The sequence below is a fragment of the Arthrobacter burdickii genome, from assembly GCF_030433645.1.
GTDB lineage: Bacteria > Actinomycetota > Actinomycetes > Actinomycetales > Micrococcaceae > Arthrobacter_D > Arthrobacter_D burdickii.
Window position 1 is genome coordinate 1,776,358 of the sequence record NZ_JAROCG010000001.1, and the last position, 25,655, is coordinate 1,802,012.

Consider the following 25,655-nt stretch of genomic DNA (forward strand, 5'->3'; position numbering starts at 1 on the left):
AGGACGCCCGGGTAGCTCTGGCCGTCCCCGGCAGCAGCCCGATGAGGAGAATCACATGGCAACACTGGTAGACGTTCCCACGATGGATGAACGGGTCGGCAGGCGCGGCGTAGTCCAGAATCTGCTGGGCCGTCCGGAAGTCGGCGCCCTGGTGGGCGCCATCGTCCTCTTCATCTTCTTCTCGGCCGCAGCTCCTGTCTTCCTGCAGCCGAACTCCTTCGCCACGGTGCTCTACGGCTCCTCGACCTTCGGCATCATGGCAGTGGCCGTGTCACTGCTGATGATCGGTGGGGAGTTCGATCTTTCCGCCGGTGTCGCCGTGATCAGTTCGGCCCTGACTGCATCCTTGTTCAGCTGGTATTTCTCCATGAACCTCTGGGTGGGCGTCGGCCTGGCTCTGATCGTCTCCCTGCTGATCGGTTTCGTCAACGGCTGGATCCTGATGAAGACGAAGCTGCCGAGCTTCATCGTCACCCTCGCAACATTCCTCATGCTGACAGGGCTGAATCTGGCGCTGACCAGGCTGATCGGCGGCAGCGTGGCTACGCCGTCGATCGCCTCGATGGATGGTTTCCAATCCGCCCGGGCCGTCTTCGCGAACAGCTTCACCGTCGGCGGCATGGACCTGAAAAGTCCGATCCTCATCTGGATCGTCCTCGTGGCGATTGCGTCCTGGTTGCTGCTGCGCACGAAAATAGGCAACTGGATCTTCGCCGTGGGCGGAGACGAGAACGCGGCTCGCGCCGTGGGCGTACCCGTCAGGGCTACCAAGATCGGGCTTTTCATGGGCGTCGGCTTCTGCGGCTGGCTGCTCGGCATGCACAACCTCTTCGCTTTCGACGCCGTCCAGTCCGGCGAGGGTATCGGCAATGAATTCCTCTACATCATCGCGGCGGTCATCGGCGGTTGCCTGCTCACAGGCGGCTACGGTTCGGCGATCGGAGGGGCCATCGGAGCATTCATCTTCGGCATGGCCAACAAAGGAATCGTCTACGCAGAATGGAACCCCGACTGGTTCAAGTTCTTCCTGGGCCTGATGCTGCTGCTGGCCACCATCGTGAACCTGATCGTCAAACGCCGTGCGGAACTGAAATAGGAAGGGCGCGGCCGCTATGAGCACCGGGCAGATCAATCAGCAACCCCTGCTGCAGAATGAACAGAATCCGCCGGCTCCCGCCCCGGTCCACCTTCTGGAACTGGACGGCGTGGGCAAGCACTACGGCAACATCATCGCCCTGAGCGATGTCACGATGACCGTCGATCAAGGGCGGGTGACTTGCGTGCTCGGTGACAATGGCGCCGGTAAGTCCACGTTGATCAAGATCATCGCCGGGCTGCACCAGCACGACGAGGGGACGTTCAGGATTCTGGGCCAGGAGCGCAGGCTCACCAGCCCCCGTGAGGCCCTCGATGCCGGCATCGCCTCGGTCTACCAGGACCTTGCTGTTGTGCCGCTCATGCCCATCTGGCGCAACTTCTTCCTGGGTTCGGAACTGACCGTCGGCAAAGGTCCGTTCAAGCGGCTGGACGTCAAGCGGATGAAGACGGTCACCAAGAAGGAACTGGCGGACATGGGCATCGACCTTCGCGACGTCAACCAGCCCATCGGTCAGCTCTCCGGTGGCGAGCGGCAGTGCGTGGCCATTGCGCGTGCGGTCTACTTCGGTGCCAAGGCACTGATCCTGGACGAGCCGACGGCGGCACTGGGTGTGAAACAGTCCGGCGTCGTCCTCCGCTATATCCTGCAGGCGCGTGACCGGGGCCTCGGCGTCATCTTCATCACCCACAACCCGCACCACGCCTACCCGGTCGGAGACAGGTTCCTGCTCCTCAAACGCGGAAGAAGCATCGGGTGCTACGACAAGAAGGACATCGAACTCGATGAACTCACACGTTTGATGGCCGGTGGCGCAGAGCTGCAGGAGTTGGCCCACGAGCTGGCGGAATTGGGCGGCCACAGCGACGTCGTCCGGGAAGTCCAGGCCGACGTAGCGGGAACGGGCAGCCGGCGGCCCGAATAGCGGTCGTGTCCTACTCGCTCGGGATTCTCCGGTGATAGCGGCGTTCCGGTCGGCCCACTCCGCCGTACCTCGATTGCACCACCCGGCCCTCCTCGCTGAGGTACTCGAGATAGCGTCCGAGTCCTGTCACCACGACCCGAGTGCCGGGGTCGCGTCTGATCCCATGCGGTAGAAGGATCGACCGTTCTCGTGAAGCACCGCCGGCAGAGCCGCCTCGCCGAGAGCCTCGGCTATGAGGGAGATATCGGTGGCGGCGAAGGGTCGCCTGGCCCGGGTGGAAGGCAGGTCGGAACCGAACATGAGAGCGGTCGGGTTGGCAGTGTGAATCGCGCGCAGGGCCTCGACGACGTCCAGGGTGACCCGCCCGAAACCCGTCGCCTTCACACGCATGCCTCTCTCCACCAGTCGGAGCAGAACCTGTCGGTTCGCTGCACTCATTCCCAGGTGATCGATGCTGACCCGGGGCAGCTGCGCCAGCGTCGGTTCGAGTGCGTCCAGATCGGTTGCATCGACATAGAGCTCGGTATGCATTCCAGCGACCGCCGCAACCCGGGTGCTCAACCGTAGGAGTTTGCCGATGCCCTCGGACCCGCCACGGTAGAGGTTGAAGCGCACAGCTCGAACACCGGCAGAAGCCAGTTCCTCTATCCCGGAATCAGGAATATCCGCAGGAAGATTCGCCACACCCACAAATTCCGGCCCGAGCTCCCTGAGGGCATTCATCAGGTACATCTGGTCGAAGCCCTGGAAGGACCCCGATACGACGACGCCGCCGGATATCCCGAGAGTCTTCATGTGGGAGCGGTAGTGATCCAGGGTGAACTCAGGAGGGAGGTATCCATCATTGGGTATCAGCGGAAACCTGGGGTCGATGATGTGGAAGTGGCTGTCGAATATGGCGTGCGTCATGCCTTATTGCTACTCCTTCACTGGTTCACCTGTCTGTTCGAACCCGTCCGCGCTGTGCCGTTCGCGCTCACGGTTGCCCCCACCCTCGGCGGGTGCCGCCGCGGGCCCACCCTGCGATGATGGGGGACGACGGAGATCGTTTCGGCAACGGGCGGTCTTTTTTCTGAACAGTAGGAGGACGGGTTCCTGTGGTTGCGAAGGCGGTTGGGGTGGTGGTGACCGGTATGGGTGCCATGACTCCTGTCGGGGGTACGGTCGCCCAGACGTGGAACGAGCTTGTGGAGGGCCGGTCGGGCATCACGGTCCTGGACCAACCATGGGCGCAGGAGCTGCCGGTGCGCGTAGCCGGGCTCGTCGCTGCGGATCCCGCTACTTCTCTGTCCACCAAGGAATACCGGCGGATGGATCGCTGCGGGCATCTGGCACTCGTGGCATCCCGTGAGGCATGGGCCCAGGCCGGGCGGCCGGGCGTTGATCCCGACCGCCTCGCGGTGGTGATCGGATCCGGCTACGGAGGTCTGGGCACGGTGGTGTCACAGGTCCGGAACCTGGATACCGGCGGTCCACGCCGGGTCTCCCCCCATACGTTGACGCACATGATGGTCAATGGTCCTTCTGCGTGGGTGTCCATCGATATCGGCGCCCAGGGAGGGGCCCGCACTCCAGTGAGTGCCTGCGCCTCCGGAGCTGAAGCGATCGCTCAGGGTGTCGAAATGATCTCCTCGGGTGCCGTGGATGTCGTCGTCGCTGGGGGAGTCGATGCTTGTGTGAACGAGCTGGCGATCAGCGGTTTTGCTCAGCTCCGGGCGCTCTCCACGAGCAATGATGATCCGACGGGGGCTTCTCGGCCTTTCGACCGGGACCGGAACGGGTTCGTGATGGCCGAGGGCGCCGGCATCATCGTCCTCGAGCGGGAGGATTTCGCCCGGGCGCGTGGAGCCGAGATTCTCGGGCGGATCGCCGGGGCCGCGGTCACGTCCGACGCCGGCGACATCGTTGCAGCCGACCAGGCGATACAGCACCGCGTCATGCAGAAAGCCCTTACAGCGGCAGGACTTTCCGGATCCGACGTCGGCTTCGTCCATGCGCACGCTACATCGACTCCTGTCGGTGACCTCCTGGAGGCAGGAGCCATCGCTGCTGTCGTGGGGAAGGACGTTCCTGTCACCTCCACCAAGTCCATGACAGGACACTTGCTGGGCGGAGCCGGGACGCTCGGTGCCATCGTGACCATCCAGGCCCTCCGGACGGGACTACTGCCAGGCACACTCAATCTCGAGAACCAGGACCCGGAGATCAACCTCAACGTCATCAAGACCACGACCGAATGCGCCGGCTCGAAAACCGCCATCACCAACGCCTTCGGCTTCGGCGGTCACAGCACCGCCCTCGTCATCGCTGCAGCGTGAAAACCACTGCCGGAACAGCCCCGCGGTTTCGTAACGCCCTGCGGTGCAGGAGCACCCGGGCGGGCTTCGGAGAGGCCCTGTTGCTCGCCATAGATTTCGGAATGGAATTCCCCAGTGTGCAGATGCCTTCCTCAGGACACGTAGATGATCTGTGACTCGCCGGGTAACTCGATGCCATCCGGTGTCTCGAAGGCGATGGGCACGGCCTGCGCCCCGGACCACTGAGTGCTGTCGGTGACCTGCACATGCACATGCGGTTGTGTGCTGTTCCCTGAGTTTCCTACCTGGCCAAGCACCTGACCGGCTTCGACCACGTCGCCGACACCGACGCGGACCGAATCCTTCCGCAGGTGAGCGATCAGCACGAAGGGCCCGCCATCACCCAGGGCGATCACCACGTGATTGCCGGCTATCGCGCTCGCACCCCGCTGGATACGCTGTGCCTGTCCCGCCATGTAGGAGATGAGCGTGAGTTGTGAGCGTCGGGCCTCGTGGTCGTCTTCGCCGTCATGGACGATGACGACGGCGCCCCCGCCGGGAGCCACGACGGTCGCGCCGAACCCGAAAAATCCTTCCGGTCGTTCCGTCGCCACAACCACCCGCCAATTCCAGGGCGCTGACCGCCCGTAGGAATCCACGGGGATGAAGTCGATGGCGAAGGCCGTTCCCATCAGGTCCGTCCCGTGACTCGGCACTCTTCGCGCGGGGCTGTTCCGTGCCCGGAACCTACCCTTGAGCGGGTACTTCAACAGGACCGTCCCGCGGTGTGGCGGAGGGGAAACCATGCGCTTCATTGTTCTGCGCTCACCTCTTGAAAGCCAGACCGCTCATGAACTCCCGCGGCTCAGGAACTGATTTCCTGGCTGGTGAACACGTAGCAGTAGCTGGTCAGCCCACAGTGAAGACGGAACTGAGTCCACTGGTGAGGAGACTGCTGGTGACCAGCAGCGTGTAGGGGCCGGATGCCGGGCCCCCGATGGTGAGTCCACTGAAGGTGGCGATGCCGTTGACGGCGTTCACAGTGGTGCTTCCGCTGAGGTTGCCTCGAGCTCCCGTTGCGCCTGTGCTGGTCCTGAGCTCGAGGGTCGTGGCAGCGGTACTTGTCGTCCTGTTGCCGTACTGGTCCACGATGGTTGCGGTGATGGTGGGGGAGAAGAAGGCACCCTTGCGCACGTTGGTGGGGTTCTGCAGGAACTGAACCTGGGCTGGTGCGGCGGCGGTGATGGACTGCTGCTGTGCGGCGGAGGTGAGGTTCGCGCCCGTGACGGTGAGGGTGGGTGTTCCTGCGAGCGTATCGGCGTAGTACACGGTGGTGTTCGTTGCTGCTCCCGGGATGGTGATGGTCGGGGTGTTGGTGGTTGTTCCGCGCGTGGTGGAGAAGATCCTCGTGCCGTTGGAGTTCGAGGTGAGGTTGAGCAGTGTTCCACCGGCGGGGGCAGGGGAAGGGTTGCCGAAGATGTCCTCGAGTTGCACCGTCATCGGTCCTACATTCGTGGTGCTCGATGCTTGTCCTCTGGCGGGTGCGGTGAGGTACATCAGACGTGCCGGGGCGGCTGCGCGAACGGTGACCTGCTGACTTGCACTTGTCAGACCCGGCGCGGCGACGGTGACCGTCGGTGTGCCGGCCAGTGTGTCGCTGTAGTAGAACGTGGTGCTGTTGGCGCCGGGAGGAACGGTGATGGTGCCCGCGGTCGTCGCGCCCTGGGTGGAGGAAACCCTGGTGGCGCCTGTAGAGGTGGAAGCGACGGTCAGCGTCGTACCTTGGCCGAGTGCCGTGACGGGCAGCCCTGCAGCGTCCCGTAGCTGGACGGTGATGGGGCCCAGGGTTGTGGTTGCCGTCGCGGTACCTGTGGCAGTCGGACTGGTGATCGCCAGTTGTGTGGCAACCGGGCTGGTCAGGGTGATTGCCTGGGACGCGGCCAGGAGACCGCCGGCTGTTGCGCTGATGGTGGCGGTACCGGCTCGTGTATCACCGTAGTAGAAGGTGAGGGTGGAGGACCCTGACGGGATGGTGGCAGTGGGTGCGGTAGCTGCCGCTCCCTGCGTGGGGGAGAACACTGCGGTTCCGGTGGTGGTGGAGGCGAGGCCGACAGGGACTCCCGCAGCCGGCGCCACCACCGCGTTGTTGAAAGGATCCAGGAGCTGGACGGTGAGGGGCCCCAGATCCGCCCTGGTGGAGGTCGTCCCGGAGATGGGCTGTGTGGTGTAGGCCAGTTTCGAGGCTGGAGCGGCGGTGACGGTTTGTGTCTGGGACCCTGCGGTCACACCGTTGGCGCTCACCCGGATTACGGGGGAACCCGTCCGGGTGTCGCCGTAGTAGAACGTAGCGCTCGAGGCTCCGGCGGGAGTGGTGATGGTCGTGGTGGGTTGCCCGTTGGGGCCGGCAGCGAAGGACGCACTTCCGGCGGTGCTTGACGCGAGGGTGAGGCTCAGTCCACCTGTCGTATTGGTAACGGGTGTGCCCGCGGAGTTGACGCGCTGAACCGTGATGGGGCCCTGCCCTGCGGTTGCTGATGCGATGCCGTTCGTCGCGGCGGTGGTGAACACGAACACCGACGAGGTCACGCTGAAGCCCGTACTGGTAGCTGCGGGGATCCCGCTGCTGGTGGCGGCGAGCGTGTATCCGGTGCCCAGCTTGTCGAGGCGTAGATCGCTGAAAGTCGCGGCGCCATCGGTGTTGGTCATGGCCGTGAGGGTGCCGGTGAGGTTGCTTCCGCCGGGGTTCGCGCCGATCGCCAGGGTGATGGGCTGATTCCCTGTCCGGACGGGCACGCCTTGCGTGGATTGCAATGACACCTGCACAGAAGGAGCGATCGTTCCGTTCGCCGGGACATCACTGGGCTGAACGGTGAATGCCAGTTTTCCGGCCGTGAGCGTGATGCTGCCGCTGGGACTGCTCGTAGACGTCCAGGATTTGTGGACTGCCGTCACTGTGTAGGTATGGGGCCCCGCAGTCGAGGGAGAATCTGTGCAGCTGGTGGCCGTGATGGTGCTGCCCGGCGTCGTTCCGCATGCAGGGGATCGGACGCCATTGGTAGTGCGGACCACGTAATACGCGACCGGTGTCAGGGCGCCGGCGGGCGCGGTCCAGGAGACAGGGACAGCTCCGGTGGTGGTCGACGGGACGGTGACGCTGGTCGGTGCGGCCAGTAATCCGGTCGTGGCGCTTCCTGTTCCGGTTCCGGCACTGGTGTAGGCCGCGTGGGCTGCCGGGGGAGCGGCGACCATGAAGGGGAGGAAAGCTGCGGCGCTGATGATGAATGCCAGTACGACGGCGACCGGTGGGGCGAATAGCGGGCGTGAGGACTCCCGACGCGACCACCACCTGTTCGGAGCGGCGGATAAATCAGTCCTGGCATTCATGGGGGCTCGTCGTTTTCACGCTGTAGGAGGTTGCTGACTTGGTGTCACCATCGCACACTCACTGGTTCAGGTGGAGGCGCACCGATGGTGCTGTTTGGCTCACTGACCTGCCTCATCGGGTGGGCCGTCGGCATGCGCCCCACCCGACGTGATCAGCGGGCGCTGAAGTACAGCGGGACGGTCGCGTTCTTGCAGGCGTCCTGATTGGTGGTGAGGTTGATCATGGTGACGGTGACTGTTCCCGACACGCTGGCGCCGGAGGCGATCTGACCGGCAGTGATAGTCGGCGTGCCCACCGTGTAATCCGACGCCGAGCACCCTGAAACCTCCGTCCAGGTCGTGCCGCCAGGCCCGGCGACCGTAACCGTGACCGCCGCGAGGTTCTGTGATCCTGTGCCAGGGTTCGTGACGGTGAACGGCACGGTCTGAGCCGGCCCCCCGGGAGTCAGTGCGCCCCCGGTCGCAGTGCCTGAGGTGACCGTGAAGGGAGTGCTCGTGCCGGTACTGACACTTCCGGTACCGGCGCCCATCGAGGACCAGAACGCGAACGCACCGCTACCTCCCACGACGAGAAGAGCGGTGACAGCGGTGATTTTCTTCTTGCGGTGAGTGCGTGTCCGTGAGGTGGTCATGATGAAGCTCCTTGAATGAGACCGGAAGCTTATGCGAGACCTGTATCGATGAGACAACAGAAGGAGCTCGCCCCCTGAGCGGGACTGCCGGGATGAACACCTGATGAGAGCACAACAGGCTATGACGATGGTGCGGATGAATCAGTCGCTGGTACTGGGCTTCGAGGATGCAGCCTCGGCATCGTCGGACGTCCTGTCCGAGCGAGCAGAAAGCTGCGCCGCGCGTGCCGTCAATCGGTCCTGCTTCCCCTGCCGCATGACTGATTGAACCCACCTTGGCACCTCTCCCTAAGGGAATTTGGAGGAAAGAGCGAAGTAAGCCCGAAGAAGGACCGAAGGAGGCTTGGCCGTGCAGTACTGAGGTCCGGGCGTCGGGGTTGTATTGTCCTCAGCACCACCGGCGTCCTTGTTACGCTCGGCTGCCTGCTCGCTTTCTACCTGGAGACAATGGGGGTGGGTGCGCAGAGGGACGTGGGTCCGCGCCTTGGCTATACGGCGTTGCTCGTCACTACTGCGATGGCGGGAATCTTTGTGCCAGCGGCATGGCAGTAGGAGTTATGGGGCATCTTGGGAGGCTGGTTCCGGCTTCCCACCACTCCTCAAGGGGGACGGTCATGTGGGAGTGGATCAGGTACCGTGCGTTCATCCTGGCTGTGTTGCCGTTCGTTGTCGGCATTTCTCTGTGGTTCCTGTCGGAGAACGCCGGCGGATGGGACGGACTGGGATTCTTTCTCGCACTCATCTTCTCAATGCCGGTGCTGGCAATGATGGCTGCTTCCTCCGTGTGGTTTGCCTTCCGAAAGGACGATGATCTTCGCAGGCTGGGAAGAACCTCAAAGGTTGCGAGCATATTCTCGCTAATCGTGTTCGGCAGTCTGGTTCTGATCGGCATCGCCGGAGTCGTCGAGTCACTTTGGGTTGAAACGTGAGTGCCAGCTGATATTCCTCCCGCCCGAGCACCCGACGGGGGGATTCTTCATTGAGCGCTCTCTGGGGCGCGTTGGGTGCAAACATGTACGGGGAGTGGTCGAAAATGCGGTCGCCAGAACCGCGTTGCTTACCTAGATCTCCGTGAAGCGTACTCATGTCCTCACATTGCTTACTTAGATCGTCGCGCGCTTGTGCGGTTTCCGGGCGATGCGTCGGTACAGTCACGACAGGGGACTTATTCCGGATACGTGCAGCGGCTCGTATTCCGTCCTCTTTCTTTGCTCTACTTCACGTTTGCGACCAAGGGGACTATTTTGACTCAGCAGCCATATCAGAACACGCAGGGCATCAGGGGCATCTCACCCGAAGCCAGCAAGGCCAAGACAACCAGCCTGGTACTCGGCATCGTCGGCTTGTTCATTCTGGGCATCATCCTCGGACCGCTGGCCATCATGCAGGCCAACAAAGCGGAACGGCTGGGAGAACGGGCGACAGCAGGAAAAGTGCTCGGCTACATCTGCACTATCTTCGGCGTCATCGCGCTGATCTTCACCGTCCTCAGGTTCATCGGCTAGCTCACCAGCACAGCGCACCGCCGCATCCAGCGAGCGGGAGAACGCGGTATGGGGGGTGGGACACCTGCAATGGCGTCCCACCCCGATTCCTTCAGAACATGGGTGGAAGCCCTCCATGGCCCCCGAAAGCACTTGCCGTGCGCAGTAGGGTCGATGGTTGGGTTCATTGATTCGTGACGAATACTTCAGGAGTAGAAGAATGGCGCAGCGCGTACGGGTGGAATTGGTCGACGACCTCAACGGTGAGGAAGCTCAGGAGACAGTGCGTTTCGGAGTCGATGGAGCCGGATACGAGATCGATCTGACAACGGGTAACGCGGACAAGCTGCGTTCGATCCTGTCGGAGTACGTGGAGAAGGGCCGGAAATCCACCGGTGGCAAGCGGGGTCAGGGCGGCCGGCGGTCCTCGTCGAGTTCGGCTCCGACGAGTGGGATCCAGCGCGAGCAAGCCCAGCAAATCCGTAAGTGGGCGCAGGACAACGGATACAACCCCAGCTCGCGCGGGCGCATTTCCCAGTCCATCGTCGACGCCTACAACAAAGCCCGCTGAGGCGCTGATACATGCAGGTCCGGAAAAGCGTGGGCCCATGAATGATGAAAGGAACAGGCTCCAGCCTGCCCTGCGACCGGGAGAACAGCTCCGCTGGGCAGGGAGGCCTGACCCGAAGGTACGCTTCACACCCGCAGACGCATACCTTATTCCCATAAGCCTCATGTGGGGAGGGTTCGCCACTTTCTGGGAAGTCCAGGTACTCACCAGCGATCACGCCGGGTTCTTTGCGCTCTGGGGGATTCCCTTCGTCCTTATCGGCTTGTACTTCATCTTCGGCCGCTTCATTTATAAGGCACGACGGAATTCCCGCACCGTTTACGGGCTCACCGACACCCGAGCGATCGTCTCGACGAGCGAACGATCCTTTCATGACACCAGGGTCCGTGACGTCGCCGTTCGAACCGATCGTTCTCGCGACGGCCGGCATGCCAGCGTCATCTTCGGTGGCGGTCGCCGTACCGCCTATCAAAACACCGGCATGGACTTCTTCAACGTGGGGCAGGAACAAGGCATCAGCTTTTTCGACGTCGCCGACCCGGACGCCATGCTCCGCGAACTCGATCAGGTGCGTTAGCTCGGCCTGGATCCTTTCCGCACAGAGCGACTGCTTGGCGTGGTGGTCGGCTGGCCCTCGGTGGGATCTGATCGATGGCTCTTCCGGCCCTGCTGGCCTGTACAACGAATACCGACTCACGGGAGACTGACGCCGTGCGCAATTTGACCTTCGCCATGAACCTGAGCGTGGACGGCTACATCGCCGCGCCCGGCGACGACCTCGGCTGGAGCGTACCGAGCGACGAACTGTTCCAATGGTGGTCCGACCGGGTGGCGGCGACGGGCCTGGCTCTGTACGGGCGCAAACTGTGGGAGACGATGAGCTCCCACTGGCCGACCGCCGACCAGCAGCCGGGCGCCACGCCGGCCCAGATCGACTACGCTCGCCGCTGGCGGAACATGCCGAAGGTGGTGTTCTCCTCGACGACCAGAACGGTCGACTGGAACACCCGCCTCGCCTCCGGCGACGCCGTCAGCGAGATCACCCGGCTCAAGGCCGGTGACGGCGGCTCCATGGACATCGGCGGTGCCACACTTGCAGCGGCGGCCATGCGGGCCGGGCTGATCGACGAGTACGCGATCGTCAGCCATCCCGTCCTGGTGGGCGGCGGCACGCCGTTCTTCACCGCCCTGGACAACGGGGTGGACCTGAGCCTGCTGGAGACGCGGACGTTTCCCGGCGGTATCGTCCTGACCAGGTACGAGACAAGGCGCTGAGCGACCGACGTTGGATCAACGCGCACCCAGGGATCCATGGCGCTGCGTTCAACTTGCGGGCTGCGCTGGTTAGGCTTTCATCATGCCAAGGTCGGCCGCTTTGATCCGAGGCGTGGGAGGGCCCACTGCCATGAGAATGGCGGAGCTGCGTTCAGCCCTGAAGGACAGGGGACTCGAAGGTGTAGCGACCTTGCAGGTAGCGGGCAACATCATCTTTGACCCGGGCGAACGCTCTACGGCGGCCTGCACCACCCTCATCAGGCACACCGTGCGCGAGCGGTTCAGCCATGATCTCCCCGTCATCATCCGCTCACACGAACAACTGGTCGATGCCGAGCTGCGCAACCCGTTCATCGGATCGCAGGAAGGTCGCTGGGTCATGACGGTGTTCCTTGATCAAGCACCGCATTCAGAGACCAGCTTGGATCCTGCCGCAGGAGCACCGAACATTTTCGCTGTGGACGGTTCCGAGGTCTTCATCCGCTATGCCTCTGGCGTGGCGGGTTCAAAGCTCCAGTCCACGTGGTTCGAGAAACGACTCGGTGTTGTCGGCACCGCCCGCAACGCCAATACCGTCGCGAAGCTCATTCTGCTCACCGCCTGACACGACGGGTACCGGATCGGCCACCGAAGTGATTCCGCCTCACGCCCTCATCGGCGAGAACTAGGCAGGTTTGGCATACTCCGCCGCGCTCATGATCTCGTACGCCACGAACGTCTCATCATTCTCGACCCAGGCATCATGGCCCGCGGGGATCGAATAAGCGTCACCGGCGTGGATCGTGGTGCGGGTTCCGTCTTCCATCTCCACTGCAAGAGTTCCAGCGGCGCAGACCCCTAGATGGTTGTTTTGGCAGCTCTCGGTGTGGACCACGGTCTTGACGGTCTCGGACCATCGCCAGCCGGGCTCAAAAGTGAATCTGCCCAGTGTGGCGTTCCCGAGGTTGACGACGTCTACTTCGGTCTTGGGTGGACGACGCTTCTCATCGGGTTCGTTGAACGATTTAGTTTCAAGCGCATTGACAGTTATGGCGGGCATCTTGTCCTCCTCGGTGGGTTGCTTGTAACCGTTGAACCGGAGAAGAGACCACGCGCTCCGGGAATGAGGTTCGGCGGGCGCCGGTGGAGGCACCCGGTCAGGCCCGAACACTTGAGAGTGAGGCTAACAGCGTGCTCCCAGCCCCGGCGTATGTCAACGGAGGTAAACCGCCCTGCAATGACCGCCGTTCGGTCCAGGAAGGGACCGTCGCTGGACGATGAGTGGGCTGATTTGCCGGGCCGCTTCACGAGTCCGACGAGGAGCGGGTTTGGTCCGCGAGTGCTCGGGGCGCAAGTGCTGACGCCCTCGCTAGACGTAGTTCTCGGGAACGGGGCCGACGACTTCCATCGAGTATTTTGCCGCGATGTTCGTAACCCGGTCTGGGTCGTCGTTCCCCTGGGCAAGGGCTGCGCTCAACTCGTCGAAGTAGCCCACCATGGCAGCGGGGCTATAAATGTTCAGCTTCCGGCTGGGCTTGTCCCCCACCCGGAACCCGTGAACTACTCCAGCTGGGATATAGACGAAGGAACCTTCCGGGCAGACCCGTTCCTCGCCGTTGACGAAGATCCGATACTCACCGGCCAGGACATAGAACACCTCCGCCGCATCGTGGTGTATGTGCAGGGGTGGCCCGAACCCCGGCGGTTCAGGCAGCCCAACCGCGGGCTATTGCGTCCAGCGCGGAGTTGAAGGCCGCACCCCAGTCGGCGCCCGGCGGGCCCATCTGTGCCAGCTCGAGGCTCACCAATCCGTGCACCTGGCCCCAGATTGCCACGGCCACCATCTCGACGGGTGCCGAAAGCAGGGCCCCGGACGCCTGCGCAGCCGCGACCGCTTCTTCGAGAGGTTTTATGGCACCGCCGGCCGCCTCCGGACTGGGCTGGCAGTCCACAAAAGCAGCCATGGCGCCGCCGAACATCAGCCGATACAGTGCGCGGTGCTCCAGCGCCCAGGCCCGGTAGGCCACACCCAACCCCTGCAGCCCCGCCGGGGCAGCGGCTACCTGTGATTCCCGGAAGGACCGGAACCCGTCGTCCACTACGGCGGTCAGCAGCTGCGACTTCCCACCGAACAGTGAGTAGACGGCGGTGGTGGAGGTATGGGCGGCCGAGGCCACGTCTCGCACGGTCACCCGCGCGGGCCCCTCGCGATCAACGAGCTCGGCCGTGACCGCCAGCAGCTCCTGCCGCAGGGAATCGTTGTGAATCACAGGTCTTGCCATAGGGTCCATTGTTCCATAACCTTGTTTTGTAACAATGTTACGAGATTCTCTGTCCATCGCTAGCAAGGAGATCCCATGGTGCAGGTTGTCTTTCCGGGTCGATATACCGCCGATCCCGGGCTGGAATCAGTGACGGTCTTCCTGATCGGCATGCGTGCAAACCGGTGGTGGAAGGTGCGGGCGGTTGGCAAGGTGGCAAGCGCCATGCCTCGGATGCTTCAGTACCTGGCCGAGGACCCTGCGTCGGGAATGCTCGGGTGTGAGCAGTGGTTCGGCCGCACTACCCTGCTCCTCAGCTACTGGAAGAGCCCGGAACACCTCCGCAAGTTCGCCGCTGACCGGGAGTCTCCTCATCTTCAGCCCTGGCGCCGATTCATGAAGGAGACCGCCGGAAAGGGGGACGTGGGTGTCTGGCATGAGACCTACCAGGTGCCATCCACCGGGATCGAAACCATCTACAACGGGATGCCGCTTTTCGGTTTGGCAAAGGCTACTTCCCACATGCAGGTAGGAGCGGGGACCCATACTGCCAGGCAGCGAATGGGCCGGCTCGCCGGAAGACTGCCTTGATGCCGAGAGGGCGACGCCCCGATCTAGTGACGAGTGCGCGACCGGGAGTGGCGGCTCAGGAGATCGTTGAGCGCCAGCGTGGTGACGATGATCGATACGGCGACGCCCGCGAGCATGACGTAGAGCCCGGTCAGCATCACCATCGGCGAGCCCGCGTCGACCAGAAAACCGATACCGTTCACTACTCCGACGACCCACAACACAGCCACGGCAAGTAGCGCCGCAATCGACGGTAGGGCCCCCATATTGTCCCTGAACCGTCGCACTTTCCGTCCTGCTTGATTCCCCCTGAGTGCCATGCTCCCAGTGTCCGACCCGCCGATCACAGGACGGGCGAGGATGTGTCTCGACTGGGCCACAATGTGATCGCGCCGTCGAACTCGACCATTCGCGGTGGGTCGGTTTCTCGTGCGCCTGTCGCAACGAGGGCGGCGGCATCCGCCATGGCCACCCACGGCCTTTTGGTATTGCTTTCACCGATGGTCGTTACTTTCCCTGCACGAAGGTCGAACCGAGCCATTGGGCTGAACTGAACGTCCTGGAACGCGTCCGAACGAACGACGACTGGTTGCCTGGACGAGGTGGCAAGGCGCCGCTCGGTTGCCAGTTTGGCGCGCTCCACTATCCGAACTCACGCCGAGTGGTGGTCCGTAAGCCGACGGGTTCAAGTGCTGCTCTTGATGGGGTTCTAGGTGGCGATGTATGGGCTCCACGCAACGGTCGTACCGCCAAGGGCCCGACTAGACTGCGGGTGTGCACTCTCCCGAGCCCGCGCTCAACCATGGGGGCCTCGCGCTGTACGTGGTGGCTGCTGTTCTTGCCGCAGCTGCACAGCTCGTGGCGGGATATCTCTATTTGACCAGCGGTCTCGTCGCCCCGCTCTGGGCTCTGACATTGTTCCTTCTGTGGTGGTTGGCGCTGAGCTATGTCGGCGTGAAGTTGGCGACACGAAGGTCCTATTGGCTGCTACTCGTGCCTGTCGTGGCGGTGGCCACGTGGTTCGGCGCGATGGTGGTCGGTGGCACCGTCCTTGGCTGGAGTGCCTGACTGGCTCGGGGAAAGTCGATACGGACGAGAGGTGCGGCCAGAAGAGTCCTGACGAGCGATGGAGCGGATCCCGTATCGCTGACACCGGCGGTGCGGGATCAGGCCGATGTCAGGGCGGCGCCGTGTTACGAGGACACGGAGGTCACGACCACGGAGTGACCGAGCGCTTCTGCTGCTCGCCGTCGATGACGAGGTCGAGTCGCTCGTCGAGGAACGCGACGTAGTCCTGCACGTCGGCTGCGTCGCTCAGCGGGTGTTCATACTGCCATGCGATGTCATCAACTTTCCTGTCTCCGACGATCGCGGAGTACCAGGTTGCATGACCTTTGTATGAGCACATGGACCTTGTCGAGCTGGGCTCGAGCGGTGCTACGACGTCCTCGATTGGAAGGTAGTACCGCGCAGGCAGGGTCGTCTCGAACAGCATCCGCGCTCGGGTGGTGTCGGCGAGGATGTGGCCGTCGAGCATCAGCTGTACATGCCGGGAGGTGCCTCGAATATCGATGCGACCGTACGGGTCATGTGGATGGCTGATGATTTCGTCGTCTTCCTCGAACCAGCTGTCGAAGTCGGCGAAAGCGAGGATCACGTAATTGGCGAGACCGGGGTCGCGAGCGCGGAATCCAGCTGCTGCAGTCTCCGTTCCCCCAACACGCACCTCGACCGGCTCTCCCGGCGTCATGCGCACATCGAACGGGATGCGCGGGTCGAACACGGGGACCTTCGACAGGTCGGGAAGCATGAATCCGACCGCACCCTTCTGGAGTGGCGCTGACGTGCGAGTCGAGATTTCGGCGCGAATGTCTTCAATTGGGACGGCGTACCCGGGCACAACCCGGCGCGGCTCCCACACGAGCATTGCGCGCGTTGTGTCAACGACGGTCTGCCCGCCGAGCGTGGCGCGGATGCGCTTTACCGTCGGCTCGTATCTCAGCTTCTGGAGCAACTGCCCCATCACATCCCGCATGCGCACCCCGGTCGTATCGGCATCGAAGTCGAGTGGGTCTTCTGAAGGGCTTGACATGCACTCACGGTAGACCCGCGCCGCCACGACGGGATAGAGGGTGGATGCCGTGCAGTCGTCGCCGCGACGCGCGAACTGCCCTTCCCCGTACAGCGTCCCAGGAAGTGTTTACTCACGGGTCTGCTGGCCTCCCGAAGATCGACTATCGGGCAGATCGTGGCGGGCTACGGAAGGTCTGGGCTGCCAGGAAGCTGTCCCCAGCCAAATCGGCTTTCGGCAATGAAATCTTGAAGATCGCTCTGCACGAAGCGAATGAGGCCGTCTAAGCCGTCATCAAGAGGGAGACTGGACGCTGTCATTCAAGCGCTGGAACATCAGGTGATCCTGCCAGCGGCCCGCAATTCTCAAATATCTCGGCGCGCGTCCGTACTGTTCAAAGTCGGTCTTGGTCAGGACCCTTTGAGAAGCAACGTTATCGACCAAGGTTTCTGCCTGCACCCGGTGAAGCTTCAGCTGATTGAAAGCGAACCCGACCGCTGCCCGGACAGCGTCGGTGGCTAAACCCTTACGTGTCTGATCCTCTGCGAGCCAGTACCCCATGCTGCATGACTGGAACGGACCACGGACGATGCCGGTGAGCGTCAATCGGCCAGCAATCGCACCGTCATCGTCCATAACAACCCATGGCATTGCCTCGCCACGGACATGACGGGCAAGTGCTCCTTCAATGTCGGCCCGCTGGCCCGCCACCGTGAAGTAGTCATCTTCTCGAAGCGGATCCCACGGTGCCAAGAAGTCTCGATTGCGTACCTGCAACTCCGTCAGCTCTTCATCGTCACTAGGTACAACGACACGAATCCGGGAAGCCATATCCTCAACTTTCGCAGATCGAACGGTGTGTCTCGGACGGCGCATCAATAGAGGATCTGTGGGGTTCGCTCAGGGGTGTCCTGCGAGGTGGTTAAGGCTGCGGTGGGCATTCAATCAGCGTGAAGGTTTATGGTGGCGGATAACTGGCCTGCGCATCTCGGAAGTAGGAGCAAACTGATACTTCCTACAGGTCGCCTGTGGTTCTCGCTCTACTCCTGATCGCGCTCCCGCTGCTCATGGGAGCGGCGTTCGCTGGAATGGCTTTCGTCCTCGACCTATCGGCACTCCGCGCTTCCGCCGGCGTTGTCCGCTCCGGGGTATCCGGATCCGTCATTGGATTGGTCATAGGTGTGGCGACCTTGCTGAATATACGTCGCCGCTCCGAGAAGGACCGGTAAGACCCCGCGTGTGATCCAAGTCAACAGGGTGAAGAACAATCCTTGAGCGCGTGCTTGGTCTCGGGCATCCAGCAGATGCCCCTCGGACGAACGCGTTGGTCGCGCCTGGGCGCCTGACCGCCCGTCGTGGAGTCTAGGCTCTTGCCATGATGACCAATCAGCGCCTCGAGCCGCTGCTCGAGCAGTACGACTGGGCGACGGGACGACTCCTCACTCGCCTCGCTGGGCCCACCAGCAACTCGGGTGATGGCAGCGACGTCGACGTACCGGCACTGACGGACGCCGAGTACCTGTGGGAACCAGTTCACGCGTGCTGGTCGGTACGCAGGCGAGCCGATGGGCCCGGACCGGGTGCCATCAAGCTCATCGGCGCGGGGGAGTGGGGGCGGGACGGCGCCCCCGAAAGTCCGTGGCCTCCGCCGTTCACGACGATCGCCTGGCGGTTGGACCACATCTCGGAGACGCTGTTAGGCCGCGCCAACCACCTCGGGGGCGACCGGACGTTCGATCGGGCGACCTACGAATCACGACCAGACGCAGCCGGCGCCATCGAGAGGTTTCGCCAGGCCGCCGCCGACTGGCGCCGGGTACTCCTCAGTGTCGACGAGTCCGACTACGACCGGACCGGGTTGAGCAGCTACCCGTACGGAAGCGATGCCGAGGAGACGTTTCCGACGATCGTGTGGTGGGAGAACCAGGAGATACTGCACCACGGAGCCGAGATCGCGCTGCTCCGTGACCTCTACGTCCACCACCCTCAGTAGCGACGAGCGCACCCAGCGCACAGCGCAGGTGGCGGAGTGTCTACGAAGTCGGCAGATGCCGTGGATGTGTCCCGCGGTGAAGGTCTTCGTTCCGCCTTCTCTAGGCGGTCTGCGCGGTCAGCGTCGACATGGCGACTAGTTCCGCGATCTGAAGGGCATTGAGGGCCGCGCCTTCACGGAGGGTGTCGCCGCTGATGAACATCGCCAGTCCCTTCCCTTCTGGTGCTCCCTCGTCAGCGCGCATCCGGCCGACGAGCGATACGTCGATCCCGGTAGCTTTCAACGGTGGTGTCGGGATGTCGGTGAGGACGACGCCGGGAGCATCGCTGAGGAGTTCGATGGCCCGTGCAACGGCGAGTGGTCTGGCGGATTCGGCGCTGACGGAAAGCGAGTGCCCGGTGAAGACAGGCACGCGGGTGCAGGTGCCGCTGACGAGCAGATCGGGAAGCTCGAGGATTTTCCGGCTTTCGTCCACCGTCGCTTGGGATCCACGCGACTCGACAGGAAGCTGGAAGGACACGCTTCAACCCTCTTGGAATGCATGCCGTCCCCACCATAACCGGTCCGGCAGGGTCAGGGCCCTCATCCAACCTTCTGTGGCAGGAGGCTGACCGGAGTTGCTGTCAGCTGTCCATTCTCGAGGTCCCGAATGTCCCCTGAGCGATTAACCACCGCTCAGTCGGCTGAGCGGTGGAACCACTCCTGGAGAGCCGCGGATCCAGCGGCGACCGGCTTGCGGACGCTTCTCGAAGGGGTAGCCGACGAATCTGTAGCCCACGCCATCGAAGGGGATATGCAGCGAACGCGCCCGTCCGGCAGTTGCATGAAATCAATTTGCCGACCTGCCTTGCATACGTTCAGCGGGTGCAAGTCCCCGCGCGCCTGTCTTCGGTGTCAGGTCGCGGCCAGGACGCTCAGGATATTGCCTGCTGGGTCGGTGAACCAGGCAATGAGCGGCCCACCGTTCCGGTTCACGCCCTTACTGTCTGTCACACCGTCGTAGTGGAGGAACTCCACGCCCTTCGCACTGAGTTCATCGACCGCGGTGTCGACATCCGCCACCGGGAAGTTCAAGACCGTGAACGACGCCGGTTCATGTGTGGCGTCCTTGGCATAGACGAGGACGCGGTGATCGCCGCCCAGATCGATCCACAGCATTCCGTGCTCTTCCGTGACAGGCAGCCCCAGTACGCCCTCGTAGAACGCCTTCGCTTCCGGGATCTGCCGCACGGAGAAACTGCTGAATGCCTTCGCTGCATCGATCATGCGCCCAGTGTTCCACGACACCTCAACCACTACCAGCCCCACAGGCGGGTCGGCCACCTCACGTAGGGCTGCTTCTAGCAGTTGTTCTCGGCGTCGCCGTGATCACCAGCTTCACCCTGACAGTCTTCGTCCCCATCTTTGAAGATACAAAGCCGGAAGGACTCCTCTCAGATGCGCGGTGCAGGGATCATTCACCGCGTCGTCGCGATGACTCCCGCGATTAGTCCCGAGCCTTCTTTTAGCGGCGCGTGTCTGGAAGAGTGCCACTCATAGCTACGTGGGGGTAGAAGTTATGGAACGAAGAAGTTCTCTCGGTGCGGCAGGTGCAGCACTTCTCGCCGCCGGCCTGCTCGCCGGCTGCAGCGCGCCAGAGCCGTCGAACAACGATGCCCTATCCGCTTTCAGCTCGATAGAGGAGGCTTACGCTGCGGTCGATGGGGTGCTCGCGTGCGAAGCCGAACCTGGTGGGGAACCGATCGTTCCTGCGGATGGAGCTGCCCTGACGTCCGAGCAGAGACTGTGCGCAGAGAACGTCCAGATCGACCTGTACCCGGATGAGGCCGCTCTCGCGAAGGGCTTTGAGATTTGGAGCGGTTCTCATCAGGGGGAGGTGCAACTCGTCCGCGGCAGTAACTGGATGGTCGTAGACGTGACTGGTGTGGCGACTGGGCAGCCAACCACCTGGGACATCGAACGCTTAGCCGGCGAGTTGAAGGGCGACTACTCCGTCGTTGGCACCTAGCCACGACGTGCGACCGGCCGGATCAGGAAGTGACGGCGATACCCCCGGGACGCTCAGCTAACCTAGAGCAGTGACTTACGAGATCGAGATTGGCCGAGGCAAGCGCGGACGCAGGGCATATTCGCTGGACGATGTGGCGGTGGTGCCGTCCCGGCGGACCCGTGATCCGCTCGACGTCTCCGTGAGCTGGCAGATCGACGCCTACCAGTTCGAGATGCCCGTTGTCGCGGCGCCGATGGACTCGGCCATGTCGCCGGCCACGGCTATCGCGATGGGCCGGCTCGGCGGCCTTGGCGTCCTCAACCTCGAAGGGCTCTGGACCCGGTACGAGGACCCCCAGCCGGTCCTCGACGAGATCGCCGGGCTCAGTACCGAGAGCTTCAGCCCCGCCGCCACCCGGCGCATGCAGGAGCTGTACGACGCGCCCATCCAGGCCGAACTCATCACCAGCCGCCTGGCCGAGATCCGTGAGGCCGGCGTGACGGTCGCCGGGTCGCTCACGCCGCAGCGGACGCAGCAGTTCTACAAGACGGTCCTCGCGGCCGGCGTCGACATCTTCGTCATCCGCGGCACCACGGTGTCCGCCGAGCACGTGTCCAAGAACGAGCAGCCACTCGACCTCAAGAAGTTCATCTACGAACTCGACGTCCCGGTCATCGTCGGCGGCGCCGCCGGCTACACGCCTGCCCTCCACCTCATGCGTACGGGTGCCGCCGGGGTGCTCGTGGGCTTCGGCGGAGGAGCGACGACGACGACGCGCAGGGCCCTCGGCATCCATTCGCCGCTTGCCTCGGCCATCGCCGACGTCGCCGGTGCCCGCCGCGACTACATGGACGAGTCCGGCGGCCGGTACGTGCACGTCATCGCCGACGGCGGGATGGGCGCGAGCGGCGACATCGTGAAGGCCATCGCCATGGGTGCTGACGCCGTCATGCTCGGTTCCGCGCTCGCCCGCGCGGAGGAGGCTCCGGGCAAGGGCTGGCACTGGGGCCAGGAAGCGCACCACCACGAACTCCCACGCGGCGACAGGGTCAACATCGGGACCGTCGGCCCCCTCCAGGAAGTGCTGTGGGGGCCGTCCCACCACACGGACGGGACGTCGAACCTGATCGGAGCGCTGCGCCGGGCCATGGCGACCACCGGCTACTCGGACCTCAAGGAGTTCCAGCGGGTCGAAGTGGTGCTCTCGCCCTATATCTCCAACGACTGATGGGATTAGAGTTGGCCTAGCTCCCCAGGGGCGCTCAACCTCCCAATGAAGGGTCTGGCCATGGCATCCGGCGCACTCAGTCCGCAGAACCGTGACGACGCGCTCCGGGCGCTGAGGGCGACCTCCGAGCCAGGGCAGGAACTCGACCTGCTGATCGTCGGGGGAGGCGTGGTGGGCGTCGGAGCCGCGCTCGACGCCGTCACGCGCGGTCTTTCCATCGGCATCGTCGAGGCCCGCGATTGGGCGTCCGGGACGTCGTCGCGCTCCTCCAAGCTGATTCACGGCGGCCTGCGCTACCTGGAGATGCTGGACTTCGCCCTGGTCCAGGAAGCGCTCAAGGAACGCGGGCTGCTGATCCAGCGCATCGCGCCGCACCTCGTGAAGCCGGTCCCGTTCCTGTACCCGCTGACCAGACGGTTCGTGGAGCGTCCCTACGTCGGCGCCGGGATCGCCCTCTACGACGCGATGAGCATGAGCGGCGGCAACTCGCGCGGGGTCCCGTTCCACAAGCACCTGAGCCGGAAGGCCACGCTGCGCGCGGCGCCGAGCCTCAAGGACGACGCGATGGTGGGCTCCATCCGCTACTACGACGCGCAGGTCGACGACGCGCGGTACGTGGTCAACATGGTCCGCACCGCCCAGCACTACGGTGCGCGGGCGGCGAACCGCGTCAGCGTGGTGGACTTCCTCCGCGAGGGCGAGCGCGTCGTCGGCGCGCGGGTCCGGGACCAGGAGAGTGGCGACGAGTTCGCCATCCGTGCCAAGCAGGTGGTCAACGCCACGGGTGTCTGGACCGACGAGACCCAGGCCATGGTGACCGACCGCGGGCAGCTGAAGGTGCGGGCCTCCAAGGGCATCCACCTCGTGGTGCCGCGCGACCGCTTCCAGTCCACGGTGGGGCTGATCCTCCGCACCGAGAAGTCCGTGCTGTTCGTCATCCCGTGGGGCCGCCACTGGATCATCGGCACCACCGACACGGACTGGAACCTCGACAAGGCCCACCCCGCAGCGTCCTCGAAGGACATCGACTACGTGCTGGAACACGTGAACCGGGTGCTGAAACGCCCCCTGACGCGTGAGGACGTCGAGGGCGTGTACGCGGGCCTGCGTCCGCTGCTCGCCGGCGAGAACGATTCGACGGCCAAGTTGTCCCGTGAGCACGTCGTCGCGCACCCCGTCCCCGGGCTGGTGGTCGTCGCCGGCGGAAAGTGGACCACCTACCGCGTCATGGCCAAGGACGCCGTCGACGAAGCCACCCGCGCGCTCGACGAGAAGGTGCCCGAGAGCTGCACGGAGACCGTGCCGCTGCTGGGCGCCGAGGGGTACCGGGCTGCGTGGAACATGCGGGCCCGGCTCGCCGACGACGCCGGCGTGCACGTCGCGCGCGTCGAGCACCTCCTGCAGCGGTTCGGCACCCAGGCCACCGATGTGCTCGACCTCATCCGCCAGGATCCCGGACTGGGGCAGCCGCTACCGGGGGCGGACGACTACCTGCGCGCCGAAGTCGTGTTCGCCGTCACGCACGAGGGCGCCCGGCACGTGGACGACATCCTCACGCGCCGCACGCGGATCTCCATCGAGTCCTGGGACCGGGGGGTCTCCGCCGCGCCGGTGGTGGCCGACCTTATGGCGCCGTTCCTCGGCTGGAGCGACCAGCAGGTGGACCGCGAGGTGAAGCACTACCAGGCCCGTGTGGCTGCCGAGCGGCTCAGCCAGGAACAGCCCGACGACATCTCCGCCGACAGCGCCCGCATGGGTGTGCACGACATCGTCCCGCTAAGCTAGAAGGGTCGGGGGAAGCCGCAATCGGCAGCCGCACCCGGTGCGCGGCGGCCGGTTCCCGGACCTCCGATGCTGGCGGGAACTTCGAAAGGCATCCAGTGAGCGACCTGTCCCTTGAGCTGCACGACGCCGTACTCACCACCCCCGACCTCGTGATCCTGGAGATGGAGGCTGCCTCGAAGGAGGACGCCGCGGCGCAGCTCGCCGGTCGGATGCACGCGGCAGGACGCATCTCCGACCTCCAGGCGTTTCTCGACCAGGTCAACTCGCGCGAGCACCAGATGGCCACAGGGCTCCCGGGAGGGGTCGGACTCCCGCACGCCCGCAGCGAATACGTCAACCAGACCTCGATCGCCGTGGGCGTCACGCGGTTCGGGTACAGCCTCGACTTCGGCGCGGTGGACGGCCCGGCAACGCTCGTGCTCCTGATGGCGACGCCGGCCCAGTCCTTCTCCGAGCACCTCGAGGTCCTCGCCACGATCGCGCGGAGCCTCTTCAAGGAGAACTTCCGCGAGTCCCTGCGCCGCGCGCACGACGCCGAGGTCATCGCCGAGCTGATCAACTCGTCGCTGGTGTTCTTCGACCACTAGGTCTCGGGCGTTCCGCGCTGCCCGTGGGTTTCGGCCTCTGGATGGCCGCCTGACCGCAGGGTCGGGCGCCGAGAGCATTCGTTGTTCTACAGCGGCACGAAGTACCTTTAAGGGGTGTTGAAGACCGCCCTCAAGCCTCGATGGATCCTCACGCTGATCCTCGCGATGACGATCGCCGCGGTCTTCGTGCTCCTCAGCCAGTGGCAGTTCAACTCCTCGAGGGAGGCGCCGCCGCCCGCCCCGAGTGCCACGGAGAACGTCCGCCCCCTGACCGGTGTCCTCCAGCCAGGGACGCCGCTGTCCGCTGCGAACGCCGACCAGATGGTCTCGTTCGAGGGCGTCTTCCTGGCCGATACCCGCGTCCTGGTACAGGACCGGCTGCTCGGTGACGAGGAGGGTCTCTGGGTCCTCCAGGCCTTCGAGGTCGGCGGGTCCGGAGTCCCGGCGGGCACGGACGGAGCATCGGTCATCCCCGTGGTCCTCGGCTGGGTGCCCGATGCCGGCGATGCCGCGTCGGTGCCGGAGCGGCAGGGTGCGGCCACCGTCGTCGGACGCCTGCTGCCGCCCGAGGCTCCCGAGGTGCAGCGTCCCGTGGCAGGACAGGTCCCCACCCTGTCGACGGCCGAGCTGTCCAACCTGTGGGACCGGTCCTCGTACGCGGCCTTCGTCGTGGCGTCCGACGTGGCGGTCGACGGCGTGGAGGTCCCGTTCGCGGCCGGACTGGAACCGGTCGTCGTCGGACCCCAGCCGCAGGAGACGCCCGTCAACTGGCTGAACATCTTCTACGCCGTGGAGTGGGTGGTCTTCGCCGGCTTCGCGTTCTTCCTCTGGTGGCGCCTCGTCGCCGACGACTACCGCCGCACGCTCGAGGACGAGGCCGACGCGGCCGAGGAGGCTCGCCCCTCCCCTCCCGGAGCCGTCGAGCCCGCCGTCGTTCTCTCTCCCCCCGTATCCGACCATGAAAGCGGTGCCCACCGTGACTGAGCCAGCCCTTGACCCTGCCGGAACCGGCCGCACGCCGTCGAAGGGGAAGCCGAAGCGGCGGTTCGGCGGCACCCATGCGCAGATCCGGTCGGCACTGACGTTCTACAAGGTGCTCGCGTACGCCACCGGCATCATGCTGCTGCTCGTCGTCGTCGAGATGGTCGCGAAGTACGGCTTTGACTCGGAGATCGTCGCGGGCGGCGGTGCCCCCCTCCAGTTCCTGCCCGAGGTGGTTGCGGAGACGGCCGGCGGCCTCAACCTGTCGACGGCGGTGCTGATCGTGCACGGGTGGCTGTACGTGGTCTACCTCATCGCCGATTTCCGGCTCTGGCAGTTCATGCGCTGGCCGTTCAGCCGCTTCGTCCTCATCGCGCTCGGCGGCGTGGTGCCGCTGCTGTCGTTCATCGTCGAGAAGCGGATCCACCGCCAGGCCGAGGACGACCTCGCGGCGCACCCCGAGGCCGCGCCCCGTTACTGAGGCCGCACCTGCTCCGCCGCCCCTTCATCAATGTGCGGCGCCGGTTCCCGCGGACTATTGTTGAT

The 25,655-nt window shown here is 64.2% G+C and carries 30 protein-coding genes; 18 read left to right on the forward strand and 12 right to left on the reverse strand.

The window, feature by feature from the left end:
- The first annotated feature begins 55 nt into the window (after nucleotides 1-55).
- Together P5G52_RS08320 and P5G52_RS08325 are read left to right on the forward strand one after the other, a co-directional pair.
- Complete coding sequence (locus P5G52_RS08320) at nucleotides 56-1,096, forward strand: ABC transporter permease (protein WP_301226407.1); 1,041 nt, start codon at nucleotides 56-58, stop codon at nucleotides 1,094-1,096.
- Between the two features lie 16 nt (nucleotides 1,097-1,112).
- Nucleotides 1,113-2,021 carry an ATP-binding cassette domain-containing protein gene (locus P5G52_RS08325; RefSeq protein WP_301226409.1) on the forward strand — a complete coding sequence of 303 codons (909 nt, stop codon included), beginning with the start codon at nucleotides 1,113-1,115 and terminating at the stop codon, nucleotides 2,019-2,021.
- Nucleotides 2,022-2,147: 126 nt separating this feature from the next.
- Here P5G52_RS08325 and P5G52_RS08330 read toward each other — a convergent pair whose 3' ends face one another.
- A complete protein-coding gene (locus tag P5G52_RS08330; RefSeq protein ID WP_301226411.1) occupies nucleotides 2,148-2,930 on the reverse strand; it encodes an amidohydrolase family protein in 783 nt (260 codons plus the stop codon).
- A gap of 188 nt (nucleotides 2,931-3,118) precedes the next feature.
- Between P5G52_RS08330 and P5G52_RS08335 the strand changes: the two genes are divergently transcribed.
- Nucleotides 3,119-4,339 carry a beta-ketoacyl-[acyl-carrier-protein] synthase family protein gene (locus P5G52_RS08335; RefSeq protein WP_301226413.1) on the forward strand — a complete coding sequence of 407 codons (1,221 nt, stop codon included), beginning with the start codon at nucleotides 3,119-3,121 and terminating at the stop codon, nucleotides 4,337-4,339.
- A 131-nt stretch (nucleotides 4,340-4,470) separates the two neighbouring features.
- On the opposite strand, the gene P5G52_RS08340 is transcribed toward P5G52_RS08335, so the two are convergent.
- From P5G52_RS08340 to P5G52_RS08350, 3 genes are all read right to left on the reverse strand, one after another.
- A complete protein-coding gene (locus P5G52_RS08340) occupies nucleotides 4,471-5,010 on the reverse strand; it encodes a M23 family metallopeptidase (RefSeq protein WP_301226415.1) in 540 nt (179 codons plus the stop codon).
- 217 nt (nucleotides 5,011-5,227) lie between these two features.
- Entirely contained in the window at nucleotides 5,228-7,111 is a 1,884-nt protein-coding gene (locus tag P5G52_RS08345; protein ID WP_301226417.1) for a beta strand repeat-containing protein, read from the reverse strand.
- Between the two features lie 743 nt (nucleotides 7,112-7,854).
- On the reverse strand, nucleotides 7,855-8,334 hold the full coding sequence (locus tag P5G52_RS08350; protein ID WP_301226419.1) for a hypothetical protein: 480 nt from the start codon (nucleotides 8,332-8,334) through the stop codon (nucleotides 7,855-7,857).
- 557 nt (nucleotides 8,335-8,891) lie between these two features.
- Between P5G52_RS08350 and P5G52_RS08355 the strand changes: the two genes are divergently transcribed.
- From P5G52_RS08355 to P5G52_RS08380, 6 genes are all read left to right on the forward strand, one after another.
- The gene (locus P5G52_RS08355; RefSeq protein WP_301226421.1) at nucleotides 8,892-9,263 is read left to right on the forward strand and encodes a hypothetical protein; all 372 of its coding nucleotides are present in this window, start codon (nucleotides 8,892-8,894) and stop codon (nucleotides 9,261-9,263) included.
- A 315-nt stretch (nucleotides 9,264-9,578) separates the two neighbouring features.
- Nucleotides 9,579-9,839 carry a hypothetical protein gene (locus P5G52_RS08360; RefSeq protein ID WP_301226423.1) on the forward strand — a complete coding sequence of 87 codons (261 nt, stop codon included), beginning with the start codon at nucleotides 9,579-9,581 and terminating at the stop codon, nucleotides 9,837-9,839.
- Nucleotides 9,840-10,038: 199 nt separating this feature from the next.
- Complete coding sequence (locus tag P5G52_RS08365) at nucleotides 10,039-10,389, forward strand: histone-like nucleoid-structuring protein Lsr2 (RefSeq protein WP_301226425.1); 351 nt, start codon at nucleotides 10,039-10,041, stop codon at nucleotides 10,387-10,389.
- A 37-nt stretch (nucleotides 10,390-10,426) separates the two neighbouring features.
- Entirely contained in the window at nucleotides 10,427-10,966 is a 540-nt protein-coding gene (locus P5G52_RS08370; RefSeq protein WP_301226427.1) for a hypothetical protein, read from the forward strand.
- A gap of 134 nt (nucleotides 10,967-11,100) precedes the next feature.
- A complete protein-coding gene (locus tag P5G52_RS08375; RefSeq protein WP_301226429.1) occupies nucleotides 11,101-11,664 on the forward strand; it encodes a dihydrofolate reductase family protein in 564 nt (187 codons plus the stop codon).
- Nucleotides 11,665-11,746: 82 nt separating this feature from the next.
- Complete coding sequence (locus P5G52_RS08380; RefSeq protein ID WP_301226431.1) at nucleotides 11,747-12,268, forward strand: DUF1697 domain-containing protein; 522 nt, start codon at nucleotides 11,747-11,749, stop codon at nucleotides 12,266-12,268.
- Nucleotides 12,269-12,328: 60 nt separating this feature from the next.
- Here P5G52_RS08380 and P5G52_RS08385 read toward each other — a convergent pair whose 3' ends face one another.
- The 3 genes from P5G52_RS08385 to P5G52_RS08395 all read right to left on the reverse strand — a co-directional run bounded on the left by P5G52_RS08385 (nucleotide 12,329) and on the right by P5G52_RS08395 (nucleotide 13,925).
- Nucleotides 12,329-12,703 carry a cupin domain-containing protein gene (locus P5G52_RS08385; RefSeq protein ID WP_301226433.1) on the reverse strand — a complete coding sequence of 125 codons (375 nt, stop codon included), beginning with the start codon at nucleotides 12,701-12,703 and terminating at the stop codon, nucleotides 12,329-12,331.
- Nucleotides 12,704-13,012: 309 nt separating this feature from the next.
- Complete coding sequence (locus P5G52_RS08390) at nucleotides 13,013-13,357, reverse strand: cupin domain-containing protein (RefSeq protein ID WP_301228721.1); 345 nt, start codon at nucleotides 13,355-13,357, stop codon at nucleotides 13,013-13,015.
- Nucleotides 13,350-13,925, reverse strand: a complete 576-nt coding sequence (locus P5G52_RS08395) for a TetR/AcrR family transcriptional regulator (RefSeq protein WP_301226435.1) — start codon at nucleotides 13,923-13,925, stop codon at nucleotides 13,350-13,352. Before P5G52_RS08395 ends, P5G52_RS08390 begins: the two co-directional genes overlap by 8 nt.
- 75 nt (nucleotides 13,926-14,000) lie before the next feature.
- On the opposite strand from P5G52_RS08395, the gene P5G52_RS08400 reads away from it, so the two are divergent.
- Nucleotides 14,001-14,495 carry a DUF4188 domain-containing protein gene (locus P5G52_RS08400; protein ID WP_301226437.1) on the forward strand — a complete coding sequence of 165 codons (495 nt, stop codon included), beginning with the start codon at nucleotides 14,001-14,003 and terminating at the stop codon, nucleotides 14,493-14,495.
- Nucleotides 14,496-14,518: 23 nt separating this feature from the next.
- On the opposite strand, the gene P5G52_RS08405 is transcribed toward P5G52_RS08400, so the two are convergent.
- Entirely contained in the window at nucleotides 14,519-14,704 is a 186-nt protein-coding gene (locus P5G52_RS08405) for a hypothetical protein (protein ID WP_301226439.1), read from the reverse strand.
- 544 nt (nucleotides 14,705-15,248) lie between these two features.
- Between P5G52_RS08405 and P5G52_RS08410 the strand changes: the two genes are divergently transcribed.
- Nucleotides 15,249-15,542, forward strand: coding sequence for a hypothetical protein (locus P5G52_RS08410; protein ID WP_301226441.1), 294 nt, complete (start codon nucleotides 15,249-15,251; stop codon nucleotides 15,540-15,542).
- A gap of 142 nt (nucleotides 15,543-15,684) precedes the next feature.
- On the opposite strand, the gene P5G52_RS08415 is transcribed toward P5G52_RS08410, so the two are convergent.
- Together P5G52_RS08415 and P5G52_RS08420 are read right to left on the reverse strand one after the other, a co-directional pair.
- A complete protein-coding gene (locus P5G52_RS08415; protein ID WP_301226443.1) occupies nucleotides 15,685-16,566 on the reverse strand; it encodes a DUF427 domain-containing protein in 882 nt (293 codons plus the stop codon).
- Nucleotides 16,567-16,839: 273 nt separating this feature from the next.
- On the reverse strand, nucleotides 16,840-17,376 hold the full coding sequence (locus P5G52_RS08420) for a GNAT family N-acetyltransferase (RefSeq protein WP_301226445.1): 537 nt from the start codon (nucleotides 17,374-17,376) through the stop codon (nucleotides 16,840-16,842).
- Nucleotides 17,377-17,920: 544 nt separating this feature from the next.
- Between P5G52_RS08420 and P5G52_RS08425 the strand changes: the two genes are divergently transcribed.
- Nucleotides 17,921-18,538 (forward strand): DinB family protein, encoded by a 618-nt coding sequence (locus tag P5G52_RS08425; protein WP_301226447.1) that lies wholly within the window; start codon nucleotides 17,921-17,923, stop codon nucleotides 18,536-18,538.
- Nucleotides 18,539-18,638: 100 nt separating this feature from the next.
- Here the strand turns inward: P5G52_RS08425 and P5G52_RS08430 are convergent, their stop codons facing one another.
- Both P5G52_RS08430 and P5G52_RS08435 read right to left on the reverse strand, forming a co-directional pair.
- On the reverse strand, nucleotides 18,639-19,058 hold the full coding sequence (locus tag P5G52_RS08430; RefSeq protein ID WP_301226449.1) for an Asd/ArgC dimerization domain-containing protein: 420 nt from the start codon (nucleotides 19,056-19,058) through the stop codon (nucleotides 18,639-18,641).
- A 374-nt stretch (nucleotides 19,059-19,432) separates the two neighbouring features.
- The gene (locus P5G52_RS08435; protein WP_301226451.1) at nucleotides 19,433-19,804 is read right to left on the reverse strand and encodes a VOC family protein; all 372 of its coding nucleotides are present in this window, start codon (nucleotides 19,802-19,804) and stop codon (nucleotides 19,433-19,435) included.
- 292 nt (nucleotides 19,805-20,096) lie between these two features.
- Here P5G52_RS08435 and P5G52_RS08440 point away from each other — a divergent pair, with 292 nt between their 5' ends.
- The 6 genes from P5G52_RS08440 to P5G52_RS08465 all read left to right on the forward strand — a co-directional run bounded on the left by P5G52_RS08440 (nucleotide 20,097) and on the right by P5G52_RS08465 (nucleotide 25,590).
- Nucleotides 20,097-20,546 carry a hypothetical protein gene (locus tag P5G52_RS08440; protein ID WP_301226453.1) on the forward strand — a complete coding sequence of 150 codons (450 nt, stop codon included), beginning with the start codon at nucleotides 20,097-20,099 and terminating at the stop codon, nucleotides 20,544-20,546.
- 70 nt (nucleotides 20,547-20,616) lie between these two features.
- Nucleotides 20,617-21,756, forward strand: a complete 1,140-nt coding sequence (locus P5G52_RS08445; RefSeq protein ID WP_301226455.1) for a GuaB3 family IMP dehydrogenase-related protein — start codon at nucleotides 20,617-20,619, stop codon at nucleotides 21,754-21,756.
- A gap of 60 nt (nucleotides 21,757-21,816) precedes the next feature.
- Entirely contained in the window at nucleotides 21,817-23,541 is a 1,725-nt protein-coding gene (locus P5G52_RS08450) for a glycerol-3-phosphate dehydrogenase/oxidase (RefSeq protein ID WP_301226457.1), read from the forward strand.
- 95 nt (nucleotides 23,542-23,636) lie between these two features.
- The gene (locus P5G52_RS08455; protein ID WP_301226459.1) at nucleotides 23,637-24,128 is read left to right on the forward strand and encodes a PTS sugar transporter subunit IIA; all 492 of its coding nucleotides are present in this window, start codon (nucleotides 23,637-23,639) and stop codon (nucleotides 24,126-24,128) included.
- 114 nt (nucleotides 24,129-24,242) lie between these two features.
- Nucleotides 24,243-25,112, forward strand: a complete 870-nt coding sequence (locus P5G52_RS08460) for an SURF1 family protein (protein ID WP_301226461.1) — start codon at nucleotides 24,243-24,245, stop codon at nucleotides 25,110-25,112.
- The gene (locus tag P5G52_RS08465) at nucleotides 25,087-25,590 is read left to right on the forward strand and encodes a DUF3817 domain-containing protein (protein WP_435868658.1); all 504 of its coding nucleotides are present in this window, start codon (nucleotides 25,087-25,089) and stop codon (nucleotides 25,588-25,590) included. Before P5G52_RS08460 ends, P5G52_RS08465 begins: the two co-directional genes overlap by 26 nt.
- The last annotated feature ends 65 nt before the right edge of the window (nucleotides 25,591-25,655 follow it).